12 protein-coding genes and 1 tRNA gene are annotated in these 12,810 nt (G+C 57.5%); 4 read left to right on the top strand and 9 right to left on the bottom strand.

The annotated features are described in order from the left end of the window. Window positions 1–48 precede the first annotated feature (48 nt). From ASD46_RS14715 to cpdR, 3 genes are all read right to left on the bottom strand, one after another. On the bottom strand, window positions 49–1,062 hold the full coding sequence (locus tag ASD46_RS14715) for a substrate-binding domain-containing protein (RefSeq protein WP_025595318.1): 1,014 nt from the start codon (window positions 1,060–1,062) through the stop codon (window positions 49–51). A 554-nt stretch (window positions 1,063–1,616) separates the two neighbouring features. Continuing rightward, window positions 1,617–1,691, bottom strand: a tRNA-Val gene (locus ASD46_RS14720). 81 nt (window positions 1,692–1,772) lie between these two features. After that, the gene (cpdR, locus tag ASD46_RS14725) at window positions 1,773–2,135 is read right to left on the bottom strand and encodes a cell cycle two-component system response regulator CpdR (protein ID WP_003497910.1); all 363 of its coding nucleotides are present in this window, start codon (window positions 2,133–2,135) and stop codon (window positions 1,773–1,775) included. A 181-nt stretch (window positions 2,136–2,316) separates the two neighbouring features. Between cpdR and ASD46_RS14730 the strand changes: the two genes are divergently transcribed. Further along, window positions 2,317–3,201 carry an N-formylglutamate amidohydrolase gene (locus ASD46_RS14730; protein ID WP_013761928.1) on the top strand — a complete coding sequence of 295 codons (885 nt, stop codon included), beginning with the start codon at window positions 2,317–2,319 and terminating at the stop codon, window positions 3,199–3,201. Between the two features lie 320 nt (window positions 3,202–3,521). Continuing rightward, window positions 3,522–4,298, top strand: coding sequence for a histidinol-phosphatase (gene hisN / locus ASD46_RS14735; protein ID WP_003511569.1), 777 nt, complete (start codon window positions 3,522–3,524; stop codon window positions 4,296–4,298). Window positions 4,299–4,351: 53 nt separating this feature from the next. Here the strand turns inward: hisN and ASD46_RS14740 are convergent, their stop codons facing one another. Then, the gene (locus tag ASD46_RS14740; RefSeq protein ID WP_003511570.1) at window positions 4,352–5,293 is read right to left on the bottom strand and encodes an alpha/beta fold hydrolase; all 942 of its coding nucleotides are present in this window, start codon (window positions 5,291–5,293) and stop codon (window positions 4,352–4,354) included. Between the two features lie 384 nt (window positions 5,294–5,677). On the opposite strand from ASD46_RS14740, the gene hspL reads away from it, so the two are divergent. Further along, window positions 5,678–6,160, top strand: coding sequence for a heat shock protein HspL (hspL, locus tag ASD46_RS14745; RefSeq protein WP_019564988.1), 483 nt, complete (start codon window positions 5,678–5,680; stop codon window positions 6,158–6,160). A 66-nt stretch (window positions 6,161–6,226) separates the two neighbouring features. Here hspL and ASD46_RS14750 read toward each other — a convergent pair whose 3' ends face one another. After that, window positions 6,227–7,246, bottom strand: coding sequence for a bile acid:sodium symporter family protein (locus ASD46_RS14750; RefSeq protein WP_025595317.1), 1,020 nt, complete (start codon window positions 7,244–7,246; stop codon window positions 6,227–6,229). A gap of 99 nt (window positions 7,247–7,345) precedes the next feature. On the opposite strand from ASD46_RS14750, the gene ASD46_RS14755 reads away from it, so the two are divergent. After that, the gene (locus ASD46_RS14755; RefSeq protein ID WP_003511576.1) at window positions 7,346–8,206 is read left to right on the top strand and encodes a LysR substrate-binding domain-containing protein; all 861 of its coding nucleotides are present in this window, start codon (window positions 7,346–7,348) and stop codon (window positions 8,204–8,206) included. An 18-nt stretch (window positions 8,207–8,224) separates the two neighbouring features. Here ASD46_RS14755 and glpK read toward each other — a convergent pair whose 3' ends face one another. From glpK to ASD46_RS14775, 4 genes are all read right to left on the bottom strand, one after another. Further along, window positions 8,225–9,724, bottom strand: coding sequence for a glycerol kinase GlpK (gene glpK, locus ASD46_RS14760; protein ID WP_013761933.1), 1,500 nt, complete (start codon window positions 9,722–9,724; stop codon window positions 8,225–8,227). Between the two features lie 69 nt (window positions 9,725–9,793). Beyond that, window positions 9,794–11,515, bottom strand: a complete 1,722-nt coding sequence (locus ASD46_RS14765; protein ID WP_025595316.1) for an extracellular solute-binding protein — start codon at window positions 11,513–11,515, stop codon at window positions 9,794–9,796. A gap of 76 nt (window positions 11,516–11,591) precedes the next feature. Next, window positions 11,592–11,885, bottom strand: a complete 294-nt coding sequence (locus ASD46_RS14770; protein WP_003511580.1) for a DUF2160 domain-containing protein — start codon at window positions 11,883–11,885, stop codon at window positions 11,592–11,594. A 1-nt stretch (window position 11,886) separates the two neighbouring features. Further along, window positions 11,887–12,810 (bottom strand): carbohydrate ABC transporter permease, encoded by a 924-nt coding sequence (locus tag ASD46_RS14775; RefSeq protein ID WP_003511581.1) that lies wholly within the window; start codon window positions 12,808–12,810, stop codon window positions 11,887–11,889.

Raw genomic sequence — 12,810 nt, forward strand, 5'->3', positions numbered from 1 at the left:
TCCCCTTTGCCAGCGAGGCGTAAACCTCGCCGGTTTCAGGGCGGCGCGTCAGCGCCCCTTCATATAGTCATTGAGATCGAAGGAAGCGGCGTTCGCCTTGGTAATCACGGCGAAACCATTGTCCATCGAAGGAACCTGCATAGGGTTGAAACCTGATACCTTGTAGTCGTTGAAGGGGTCGATCAGATCCGAATGGGCACCCAGAAAGGTGTTCATGAAACCCATGAAGCCCTGAACGCCCTGATTGGGATTGATGGACATGTAGATGTTGCCCTGCTTGATGTGCTCCAGCGTCGCCGGGGTAATATCCGCATGCAGGATCAGGACCTTCTTCTTGGCCTCGAGAACAGCGGTCGTTGCGCCTTCAGCCGAGCCGGCTTCAGGAATCCACAATGCGCCGAGATTGGGGTTGGCCTGCAACAGGGCACCCACCGCCTGATAGGCGACGTTTGCATCCTGGTTGGTCGCCTGGCGGCCGACGAGCTTCATTTCCGGATAAGTGCGCCCCATGTAATCGATCAGTGCGGTGACGCGCAGATCATGGTTGCTTTGGCCCGGATTTTCGAGAACGGCATATTCGCCCTTCTTGCCCAGCTTCTTGACGATCTCGTCAGCCGCAAATTTCGCCTCGGCAACATTGTCAGAGGTGATGTAGGCGGTGCGTTTCGACTTCGGCGAATCCGCCGCAAAAGTCGTCACCGAAACACCGGAGTCGATCGCCTTGTTGATCGGTTCGATAAAGGGATCGGCCTGCATCGGATGCAGCAATATACCCTTCGGCTTCTTCACCAGTTCCTGCTCGAAGGACGCGATCTGCTTGGTGATGTCGTATTCGGGCGTACCGGTGAAAACGGCCTCGCAGCCCAAGGCCTTCGCGGCCTGCTTGAAACCTTCAAACACCGGCACCCAATAGGGGTGGCTGGAAACCATGACGTTCATCACATAGGTCTCGCCCGGTTCACAGGCGAATTTGCCCGCAGCAGTGGCCTGAGAGCCGGCGCCTGCGGAAATCGCCACGGCTAAAACACCCGCGGCAACGGTCGATTTCAGAAAAGCCAACATATTCCCCTCCCAAGGACAATGACCAATCCGCAATAAATTTTAAGTCGTGTAATTTATTGCATGACGTTTGAGATATCGGGAAACCGGGCAAGCGTCAATCCGGTTTGCATTTTATTTTTTTGAGTGAAATTTATTGCGGAGCGCATGGATAGTTTGGAGGCTGCCTACAGGATAGCCCGTCGCTCGAGCGAACTCCGCGGATCGAATAGGTAGTCAATAAACGTGCCTATACCAATCAGCTGGCGGCAGTCGGATGTCTTAAGACCAAGGGATGGCAAGGCGCGATGCACTCAGGACGCCAAATGGCGGGTAGCGCGCAAACGCTTCGGTTCATCACGCCCTCCTCCATGTCCATGCCTCATGGAAGGCCGCTAAGTCCTCCTGGCGATCCTCTTTGCCCTAGTTGGAGTGGTATTTATGACGGTGTCGCAGCGTGTTCCTGTGATGGGACCGTTGACGCGTACTCCATAGGGGACAGGTTCGATTGACACTGAGGCCACTATGCAAAAAGGCCCTGCGATTTCTCGCAAGGCCTTGATATTTAAGAATTCGGATGGTGGGCGTGACAGGGATTGAACCTGTGACCCCTACGATGTCAACGTAGTGCTCTCCCGCTGAGCTACACGCCCTCCGTGGCGGCGGATAGACCACAAAACCGGTTCATGCGTCAACTGCTTTTTTTCGGTTTTGTGAAGGTTTTTTGAGACCCCTTACGCCACAAGGAGTTTGTTGACCTCATCCACCAGATCGCGAAGATGGAACGGCTTGGAAAGCACCTTGGCATCCTTTGGAGCCTTCGAATCGGCGTTCAGCGCGACGGCCGCAAAGCCGGTGATGAACATGACTTTCAGGTCGGGGTCGAGTTCAGTCGCGCGCCGGGCCAACTCGATGCCATCCATTTCGGGCATGACGATATCTGTCAGCAACAGCGAGAAAGGCTCTTCGCGAAGCCGGTCGTAAGCGCTTGCGCCATTGTCGAAGGAAGAAACCTTGTAACCGGCTTTTTCCAGCGCCTTGACGAGAAAGCGGCGCATATCGTTATCGTCTTCAGCGAGAAGAATTTTCTGATTCATCATAAGTGACCGTAACTGCTCAATGTTTGAGATACCCTAGCCCGATTATAGGATTTTCACGGTAAATATCATGTGAACACAAGAATCGGTATAGCGCTGCATGGTCGATAGTATGGACTTGCCGCACCGTAACTGGCAACATGAACATCCTGATAGTTTACGACATGGTAAATGGCACTGAATGGACTGGATAACGGGTGAATACGAGCTGTTCGAAGTAACGGAACCTGCCGTTCAAACCCTGCCATTCGTCTATAATTCACCCCATAGCGGTCGCTGTTACCCCATCTCCTTTCTGGAATCGGCACGGCTTGATTCGCACGAGATCCGGCGCTCGGAAGATCACTTCGTTGACGAGCTGTTCGCCGCTGCGCCCGACATCGGTGCGCCGCTGCTCAAAGCCAATTTTCCCCGCGCGTATCTCGACGTCAATCGCGAGCCCTACGAGCTTGATCCGCGCATGTTCGAAGGCACTCTGCCTCCCTACGCCAATATCGGCTCCATGCGGGTTGCCGGCGGCCTCGGAACGGTACCCCGTATCGTCGCTGAGAATATGGACATCTATGCCCACCGCCTGCCGGTGGACGAGGCGCTGTCACGGATCGAGACGATTTACAAACCCTACCACGCCTGCCTGCGCCGGCTGCTGTCACGCACCCACGCCAATTTCGGCATGGCGGTACTGATCGATTGCCATTCGATGCCGGGCAATATCCGCGTTGCCGGCTCGAACCTGCGGCCGGATGTCATTATAGGCGATCGCTACGGCACCAGTGCTTCCCAAGAGGTCTCCCGCGCCGCTCTGCATTTTCTTGAAGAACTGGGTTTCGTTGCGGTCTGCAACAAGCCCTATGCCGGCGGCTTCATCACGGAACATTACGGCCGACCGATCCGCTCTCTTCACGCGCTCCAGATCGAGGTCAATCGGGCGCTGTACGTCGATGAAAAAACGCTTTCGAAGAAAGCAGATTTTCCCGCCATTCAGGCATCGCTTGAAATCTTCATGCGCCAGCTCGGCGTTTTCGTTTCGGAATACGCGATCGAAACCTCGCTCGCCGCCGAATAACACATCAAATTCCAGGATATTTCAGACCTCTGTTCCAGACAGCCTGCCCACGCGCCGGGCAAAAAAAACCGCGCCTTGGCGCGGTCAAGTCTAGGGAGGAAACACCCAAGGAGGGTATTTACAGTCAAAGACTGCAGGGTCACGCTACGCATTATATGCACAATTGTCAATCATTTTATTTTATGCACTTTTTTTAGGCTTATGCTGAAAATTTGGAATCGGCCGTGCCTGCATCCATACGTGTGGACGGCGGGTGCAATTCCGGTCTATGCATTTCGCCATACAATTCAGGCCCAATAATTCAGGCAATGAGGTTTCGCATGCTGCCCGACCGGGATTTCTTCTTCAAACTTGCCGAAGCCGCCAGCGCTGAAACGCTTCCCCGCTTCCGCACAGGCATTGCCGTCACCAACAAGGAGGACGGCGGCTATGATCCGGTGACGGAAGGCGATCAGGCAGCAGAAAGCGCCATTCGCGCCCTCATCGAGGCACGTTTCCCGCAACACGGCATTCTTGGTGAAGAACACGGCAATGTCGGTCTCGATCGCGAACATATCTGGGTTATCGATCCAATTGACGGCACACGCGCCTTCATTTCCGGCGTGCCGGTCTGGGGCACGCTGATCGGCTTCCAGTCGGCCGGCCGCGCTTCGATGGGCATCATGGACCAGCCCTTCACGAAAGAGCGTTATTTCGCCGACGGCGAGGCCGCATGGTATTTCGGGCCGGATGGTGAACGCAAGATCCGCACGCGCGAATGCGCTTCGCTGTCGGATGCTGTGCTGTTCACCACGACACCCCATATCTTCACGGCGGAAGAAAAGCCCCTTTACGACAAGGTGCAGGATCAGGTTCGCCTTTTCCGTTATGGCGTGGATTGTTACGCCTATTGCCTGCTTGCCGCCGGCCATGTCGATCTGGTGATCGAATCGGGCCTGAAGCCCTATGATGTCGGCGCGCTCATTCCGGTGATCGAACAGGCAGGTGGCATCATCACCACCTGGGATGGCGGGCGTCCGGAAAATGGCGGCCGCATTCTGGCAGCCGGTTCCAAAGCCGTGCACGAACAGGCGCTCGCCATTCTTTCAAAACTGTAGATGGTGCGACTGACGGGGATGGCGCAAACCGCGCCATCCCCGTCATCGCCGCGTCATTCCGGCGCGAAAAAGGCGTCGATGGCCGCCAGCGCCTGTTTGCGGAAAACGTCGCGCTCATGCAGCAATTCATGGCGCGCGCCGGTTATGGGAAGAAGCTGCGCCGCGCGGAAGTTGCGCGAGAGTTCCTCCTGCGCCTTATAGGGCGTGATCGTATCCAGCATCGGCGCAAGAATGAGGGTGGGAATGGTTATGTCCGTCAGATGGTCCTGACGGGTCACCCGACCCATTGTTTTCAGCGCTTCATAAACCCATCGCGCTGTCGGTGCGCCGATGAAGAGTTCCGGAAATTGCCGATGCAGCGCAAGATTTCTGGCAAAACGTCGGGCGTCAGAGGTCAGCGGATTGCCATCGAAATCCCGTTCGCGCTGATCCCTGCCGAGCTGAAGCTTTCCAAGACCCAACAGGCTTAAAGCGGTCGCGACCAGCCGGATGACGGACGAAGGAACGGATTGCTGGCTGTCCAGCTCGATAAAGGGCGAACAAAGCGCCAGACGGTCGATCCTGTTCGACAGGCCGGGTGCTGCGGCCAGTGCTGCAAGTGCGCCGGTTGAATGGGCGATCATGAAGAATGGCAGCCGGGTATCCGGCAGCACCACCTGTTCGAGAAACAAACTTATGTCGCGCTTGTAGTCGGAAAAACGTCGTACATGCCCGGCGCCTGGCTTCTTCAGCAGCCGTTCGGAACCGCCCTGCCCGCGCGTATCGAAGGTCGCGACCCAGAATCCCATGGCCGTCAGATCGCTGACGGTCTCGAAATATTTCTCGATACATTCGTTGCGACCATGCAGCAGAACCACAGTTCCGCGCGCAATGTGTCGGCTGGCGCGGAAGATCGCGTATCGAAGCTGTTTGCCGCCGTGGCCGGTGAAATAACCGACGGTATGGTTGCCGGGAACCGGGTTGTCTTCGCTCTCGCGCAATGTGGCTTCGATCATCGGTCTTTTCCGGCTTCTCTGCCTTTTCGGGATAGGTCGGCGGCGGCGGAAGGTCAAAGAAAAAATTGCCGGAACCGTCGGTTAAAGCAGTCGCGGTTCCGGCGAATAGGACAGAAGAAGAAGGGACGTTATTGCTTCTGCCACGGAGCATGTCTCCGATGACGGATATTTATGGCTCTCAAACTGAACGATGCTGGAACCGGATGTTCAGCGATGGTTCATCTTGTGTCGCCCATTCCGCTTTAAAGCGCCCCCTTGACGGAGCGCCAAGCCATTCCCATCTCATTCATGCGGCCGCCAGAACGGGGCCGCGCCATATGTCCGGCCGTCGCCAGAACGGGACGCCGGATCAACCGCAAACAGTCGCTTCATAAGGAGGACACCATGCGTCACGTCGATTTTTCCCCCCTCTATCGCTCCACCGTCGGTTTCGACCGTCTTTTTTCGATGCTCGACGGCCTCGGCCAGCCCGAACAGGCCCAGTCCTATCCGCCCTATAACATCGAGCGGACGGGTGAAAACGCCTATCGTATAACCATGGCGGTTGCCGGTTTCGATGAAACGGAACTCAGCATAGAATCCCGTGCCAATACGCTGACGGTGAAAGCCGAGAAGGCTGCAGATGAGAAGTCGTCTGAAGGCGAGTTCCTGTATCGCGGCATTGCCACGCGCGCTTTCGAACGCCGCTTCCAGATGGCCGATCATGTCGAAGTCCAGACCGCTTCCCTGAAGAATGGCCTGCTTCACATCGATCTCGTCCGCAATATTCCGGAAGCCATGAAACCGCGCCGTATCGCGATCTCCTCCGACAGCGCAGATGCGCCGAAGACGATCGAAGCACAGATCACGCCGGCCCAGGTCAACTAAGCCGATCCGGATGTCAAACGAACGGCCCCGTTAAGGGGCCGTTTTTATTTGCCGAAAATTCATCCCTCAGCGGGTGGATACTGCCGCGCCTTCCGCAGCGACAGTTTCCGTTATCGCTGCTTTTTCATGGGCCTTGCGGGCATAACGCTGGGCCAGAACTGCGCAGACCATCAGCTGAATCTGATGGAAGAGCATGATTGGCAATACGATTGCCCCGATGCTCTGGCCGGCGAAGATTGCTCCTGCCATGGGCACGCCGCTGGCAAGGCTCTTCTTCGACCCGCAGAAGGTGATGGTGATTTCATCCGCCTTGTCGAAACCGAGCGCCCGGCTGCCGAACATCGTCACGCAGAGAACAAGCGCCAGAAGAACGATATTGATGCCGATGACAACGCCGATATCGCGCACGGAAAACGTCTGCCATATGCCTTCGATAACTGCTTCGGAGAAGGCAAGATAGACCACCATCAGGATGGAACCGCGATCGACCGGCGACAGCAATTTCTTGCGTGCCCTGATCCAGTCACCGATCCACGGCTGCAGCACCTGGCCAGCGATGAAGGGCAAGAGCAGTTGCAGGAAGATTTGCAGGAACGCATCCAGCGAAAATCCACCACCATGGCCACCGACCGTGAACAGCAGCCCGACCAGCAGCGGCGTCAGCACCATGCCGAAAATATTCGAGGCGGAGGCTGAACAGATCGCGGCAGGCACGTTTCCGCCTGCCATGGATGTGAAGGCGATGGACGATTGCACCGTCGACGGCAGGACGCAGAGAAACAGCACACCCATATAAAGCGGTGCCGGCAGAATGCTCTCGGGAATGAAACCGATCGCCACGCCCAGCAATGGGAAAAGGCCGAAGGTGACGAGAAGGATCGCCATGTGCAGGCGCCAGTGCAAGATACCCGCAATCACCACATCCCGCGACAGCCGCGCGCCGTGGAGAAAAAACAGCAATGCGATTGCCAGTTTCGTGGCAAGCCCGAAATACACCGCTGGCTGTCCGCTGATCGGCAAAAGGGAAGCCAGGATCACGGTGGCCACCAGCATCATGGTGAAACGGTCAGGCAGGAAGCGGGTCATGGGAGGTCTTTCCGACATCGGTTTTGCTTGAAATATCCCATACTATCGCTCATCATGAATTCGGATGCAAAGACTAACAGTTATCACGATATGAGATAAATGCTGAACCTTCAACATCTTGCCAGCTTCGTGATGCTTCAGCAAACCGGCAGCTTCACGCTGGCTGCCGAGCGGCTGGGTATCGGCCAATCCACCGTCAGCCAGCATATTCAGCGGCTTGAGGCGGCACTTGGCCGTCGGTTGATTGCGCGCAGCACCCATCAGGTGAAGCTGACGGGCGAAGGCGAGGCGCTGCTCGGTTATGCCCGCAATATGCTGGAGATCGACAGCAGGGTTTCATCGCTGTTCAGCGAAAACCGCCTGCGCGGGCGCTTAAGGCTCGGCGTTTCCGAGGATTTCGTCGCCAGCCGGCTCACTGCCATTCTGGAAGAATTCATCCGCCTCTATCCCTTGGTCGATCTGGAGCTGACGGTGTCGCTGAGCGGCGTGCTTTACCAGATGCAGGATAATGGCGAGTTGGACGTCGTGCTCGCGAAACGTCGACTCGGTGACAAGCTCGGCCACTTCCTGTACCGCGAACCTCTGGTATGGCTCGCGCGTGACCCGGAGCGAATGCTGAGCCAACCGGACGCCCTGCCGTTGATCGCCTTTCCGCCGCCAAGCATTACTCGAAAGGCGGCACAGGAAGCGCTGGATCGGGCAGGTCTCGCGTGGCGGATCGTCTGCACCTGTGGCAGCCTTAGCGGACTGACCGCTGCCGCAAGGGCGGGCATGGGCATCCTCGTGCAACCGCGCAGCATGGCGCCAGCCGGCCTCAGGGAGATTGCGGCTGATGTGCTGCCGGCGCTCGAAGACGTGGAATTCGTGCTTCAGCCAAGTAAGGGCGCGGACACAAAACTGGTGCGCGCCCTTTCCGATCTGGTATCCAGCAAGAGCATCGCACCGGGCAGTTTTGCGTAAAAAAGACGCTTGCTTGCGTCAATCTTCCCGTTTCGAGAGGCAGCGACCAACACTATCACGCCACCCCGCGATGGCGCTCTTACGCTCAGTCTCATCCATATCTGGCAGAAAACGGCGATCCCGTTTCCAATGGGCAGCAAAGGCCTCCCGGTCCGGCCAGATGCCGGCGCGCGATGCTGCGAGCCATGCCGCACCGAGAATGGTGGTTTCCAGGAATACCGGCCGGTCGACCGGTGCAGCGAGAATGTCCGCCAGCCGCTGCATGGTCCAATCCGAGGCAACCATGCCGCCATCGACCCGGAGCACCGTCTTGCCATTGTCGCCCGCCCAGTCGTTGCGCATGGCGTCCAGAAGATCGAAGGTCTGATAGGCGACGCTTTCGAGTGCCGCGCGGGCGAACTCCGCAGGGCCGGTGCCACGCGTCAGGCCGAAAATAGCGCCCCGCGCTTCGGCATCCCAATAGGGCGCGCCAAGGCCGGTGAAGGCCGGCACGAGATAAACCCGCTGCTTGGGATCAGCCTTTTCGGCAAGCGCGCTGACTTCAGACGCGACCGATATGAAACCGAGCTCGTCACGCAGCCATTGCACGGCGGCGCCGGCAATGAAGATCGAGCCTTCGAGCGCATAGGTCGTCACGCCATCGAGACGATAGGCAATGGTCGTCAGCAACCGGTTTGTCGAGGCGACCCGGTCGGTGCCGGTATTGAGAAGCGCAAAGCAGCCGGTGCCATAGGTCGATTTCATCATGCCGGGTTCGAAGCAGGCGTTACCGATAACGGCAGCCTGCTGATCACCGGCGACGCCGAGGATCGGAATTTCCGCACCCAGAAGCGCCTTGTCCGTTACGCCGAAATCGGCAGCGCAATCAAGCACCTCCGGCAGCATGGCGCTGGGAATGTCGAGGATGGACAGCAATTCGTCATCCCAGGCATTGTCCTCGATATTGTAGATCAGCGTTCGCGAGGCATTGGTGGCGTCGGTCACATGGCGGCGACCGCCGGTGAGGCGATAGATCAGGAAACTGTCGACCGTGCCGAAGCAGATTTCGCCCTTCACGGCTTTTTCGCGAAGGCCGCTGACGCTGTCGAGAAGCCATTTCAGCTTCGTGCCGGAAAAGTAGGGGTCGAGCAGCAGACCGGTCTTTTTCGAAAAAAGCGGCTCCAGCCCCCTTCGTTTCAGATCCTCGCAAATTGGTGCAGCACGGCGATCCTGCCAGACAACAGCCCGATGCACGGCCTCACCCGTATTACGGTCCCACAGCACAGTCGTTTCGCGCTGGTTGGTGATGCCGATCGCCTCGATATCGGAAGCGGAGATACCGGCATCGGCAAGCGCCAGCCGGATTGTTTCAAGCACGCTTTTCCAGATATCCTCGGCATCGTGTTCGACCCAGCCGGAGGCCGGGAAATGCTGCGGAAATTCTCGCTGGCCGACACCGATGACCCGCATGTCGCGATCAAAGACCATCGACCTTGTCGATGTCGTCCCCTGATCGATCGCCAGAATATAACCGCCCATTATGTCACTCCCTTTCAAACGCAATGACGGGGCGGCAAAGCCGCCCCGGTTTAAGATTTCACGCAGACATTACTTCTGCCAGCTTTTGACCAGCTCGTCGTAATTGACGGTGACCGGCTTTTCCTTTTCGTTGGCAATCTTCAGCTGCGGTGCCAGATTGCCCTTCGAAACGGCGTCCTTGTTCCAGTAGTCGATATCGTGTTCTTCCGCCAGTTCTGGGCCGATATCGCCCTGCACACCGGCGCGCTCGATACGGGCCATGACTTTTTCCTGCTCGGCGCAGAGCGAATCCATTGCGGCTTGAGCGGTTTTGGCACCCGAAGATGCATCGCCAATTGCCTGCCACCAGAGCTGTGCCAGCTTCGGATAGTCAGGCACGTTGGTGCCGGTTGGCGACCATTGCACGCGAGCGGGCGAGCGATAGAACTCGATCAGACCACCAAGCTTGGCGGCCCGGTCCGTGAAGCTCTTGTGATGGATGGTGGTATCGCGAATGAAGGTCAGACCAACATGGCTCTTCTTCACATCCACGGTCTTGGAAGTTACGAACTGCGCATAAAGCCATGCGGCCTTGGCGCGATCGTCAGGGGTGGATTTCATCAGCGTCCACGAACCCACGTCCTGATAACCGAGCTTCATGCCGTCCTTCCAGTAGACGCCATGCGGGGAAGGTGCGACGCGCCATTTCGGCGAACCGTCCTCGTTCACGACAGGCAGGCCGGGCTTGGCCATATCGGCAGTGAAGGCCGTGTACCAGAAGATCTGCTGGGCAATGTTACCCTGCGCCGGCACCGGACCGGATTCGGAGAAGGTCATGCCCTGCGCTTCTGGCGGCGCAAATTTCTTCAGCCATTCGAGATATTTCTCGATGGAATAGACCGACGCCGGACCGTTGGTATCGCCGCCGCGTGCCACGCACGAGCCGACCGGCTGCGACTTGTCGTTGACCTTGATGCCCCATTCATCGACAGGCAGGCCGTTTGGCAGGCCCTTGTCGCCGTTGCCGGCCATGGAAAGCCAGGCATCGGTGAAGCGCCAGCCAAGCGACGGGTCCTTCTTGCCATAGTCCATATGGCCGAAGACCTTCTTGCCGCCGACATCACGGCCGGTGAAGAATTCGGCAATATCCTCATAAGCCGACCAGTTTACGGGCACACCAAGGTCGTAGCCGTATTTGGCCTTGAAATCGGCCTTGTTCTTGTCGTCGTTGAACCAGTCGTAGCGGAACCAGTACAGGTTCGCGAATTGCTGGTCGGGAAGCTGGTAGAGCTTCTTGTCCGGTGCCGTCGTAAAGGCGCTGCCGATGAAGTCCTTGAGATCCAGGCCGGGATTGGTGACGTCCTTGCCCTCATTGGCCATGAAATCCGTGAGGTTGCGCACCTGCTGGTAACGCCAATGCGTGCCGATGAGGTCGCTGTCATTCACCCAGCCGTCATAGAGGTTCTGGCCGGTCTGCATCTGGGTCTGAATCTTTTCGACGACGTCACCTTCCTGGATGATGTCGTGCGTGACCTTGATGCCGGTAATAGCGGTAAACGCCGGTGCCAGGACCTTCGATTCATATTCATGTGTTGTCAGGGATTCGGAAACGACCTTGATGTCCGTGCCAGCAAAAGGTTTCGCGGCATCGATAAACCATTGCAGTTCCTTTTCCTGATCTGCACGCGAAAGCGACGACATATCGCCGATTTCCTTGTCCAGAAATTGCTTTGCCTCCTCCATTCCGGCGAAAGCGGAACCTGTCATTGCCAGCAGCATGGCTGCCGTCGTCGTCATCAGATGCCGTCGCATATCAGTCCTCCCAAGGGTTGCGATTGCACGAAGTCTGCCGGGTGCGGTTTTCCTCCGCCGCACCGTTCTTCCTGCTCTAGACGAAACGGAAAACGCCAATTGCGTAAACCGCCGACAGAGCGAGAGCCCACCACAGGTTCGGGCCGACCAGCCCGAGCCATGCAAGATGAATGAAAGCGCTGCCGAGCAGCGAAATGAACAACCTGTCGCCACGCGTTGTCTCGAAACGCAGCAGGCCGAAGCGGGGGTTGCCGCCGGGCGAGAGCTGTTCCCAGAACCACATCCCAACCAGCAACACGGCGATGGCACCGAAAAACGCGGCCGTCTGCCAGGTCCATGCCATCCAGGTAAAATCGGGCATCTTCGTCATGTCAAACCCTCCCCAGCGCAAAGCCCTTGGCGATGTAATTGCGAACAAACCAGATCACCAGCGCACCGGGAATGAGCGTCAGCACGCCGGCGGCGGCAAGCAGGCCCCAGTCCATGCCGGCGGCAGAAACGGTTCTCGTCATGGTCGCGGCGATCGGCTTGGCGTCGGTCGTCGTCAGCGTGCGGGCGATCAGAAGCTCGACCCACGAGAACATGAAGCTGAAGAAACAGGCGACACCGATGCCGGAGGCAATGAGCGGCATGAAAATCTTCACGAAGAATTTCGGGAAGGAATAGCCGTCAATATAGGCGGTCTCGTCGATTTCCTTCGGTACACCCGACATGAAACCTTCGAGAATCCACACCGCCAGCGGCACGTTGAACAGGCAATGCGCCAGCGCCACGGCAATATGCGTGTCGATCAGCCCGAAAGCGGAATAGAGCTGGAAGAAGGGCAGCGCGAAGACGGCGGGTGGCGCCATGCGGTTGGTCAAAAGCCAGAAGAACAGGTGCTTGTCGCCGAGGAAGCGGTAACGCGAGAAGGCATAGGCCGCCGGGAGTGCCGCCGAGACCGAGATCACCATATTCATGACGACGTAGATGATCGAGTTGATGTAACCCGAATACCAGGATGAATCCGTGAAGATCGTCCGATAATTCTGCAACGTCGGCTGGTGCGGATAAAGCGTCATCGACGAGACAATTTCCGTGTTCGTCTTGAAGCTCATATTGATAAGCCAGTAGATCGGCACGAGCAGCAGGATGATGTAGATCGTCGGCACCAGCCAGGAAAAGCGCGATGGCCCATGGCGGCGGCGCGATCGTGAATTCGCAGCAAGGCCTGATATTCTCGCCGAACTGGCTCTTACCGGTGGATTGCCGATACCGTTGAGTTCCACGCTTGTGGTGACATCAGAGGCGCTCAT

The sequence above is a fragment of the Rhizobium sp. Root491 genome (genome assembly GCF_001427205.1).
Lineage (GTDB): Bacteria > Pseudomonadota > Alphaproteobacteria > Rhizobiales > Rhizobiaceae > Agrobacterium > Agrobacterium tumefaciens.

Bases quoted from the DNA above. Each gene is read 5' to 3' on its own strand.
- ASD46_RS14715 (WP_025595318.1), bottom strand. From the start codon at position 1,062: ATGTTGGCTTTTCTGAAATCGACCGTTGCCGCGGGTGTTTTAGCCGTG.
- cpdR (WP_003497910.1), bottom strand. From the start codon at position 2,135: ATGAATCAGAAAATTCTTCTCGCTGAAGACGATAACGATATGCGCCGC.
- ASD46_RS14730 (WP_013761928.1), top strand. From the start codon at position 2,317: ATGGACTGGATAACGGGTGAATACGAGCTGTTCGAAGTAACGGAACCT.
- hisN (WP_003511569.1), top strand. From the start codon at position 3,522: ATGCTGCCCGACCGGGATTTCTTCTTCAAACTTGCCGAAGCCGCCAGC.
- ASD46_RS14740 (WP_003511570.1), bottom strand. From the start codon at position 5,293: ATGATCGAAGCCACATTGCGCGAGAGCGAAGACAACCCGGTTCCCGGC.
- hspL (WP_019564988.1), top strand. From the start codon at position 5,678: ATGCGTCACGTCGATTTTTCCCCCCTCTATCGCTCCACCGTCGGTTTC.
- ASD46_RS14750 (WP_025595317.1), bottom strand. From the start codon at position 7,246: ATGACCCGCTTCCTGCCTGACCGTTTCACCATGATGCTGGTGGCCACC.
- ASD46_RS14755 (WP_003511576.1), top strand. From the start codon at position 7,346: ATGCTGAACCTTCAACATCTTGCCAGCTTCGTGATGCTTCAGCAAACC.
- glpK (WP_013761933.1), bottom strand. From the start codon at position 9,724: ATGGGCGGTTATATTCTGGCGATCGATCAGGGGACGACATCGACAAGG.
- ASD46_RS14765 (WP_025595316.1), bottom strand. From the start codon at position 11,515: ATGCGACGGCATCTGATGACGACGACGGCAGCCATGCTGCTGGCAATG.
- ASD46_RS14770 (WP_003511580.1), bottom strand. From the start codon at position 11,885: ATGACGAAGATGCCCGATTTTACCTGGATGGCATGGACCTGGCAGACG.
- ASD46_RS14775 (WP_003511581.1), bottom strand. From the start codon at position 12,810: ATGAGCGCCTCTGATGTCACCACAAGCGTGGAACTCAACGGTATCGGC.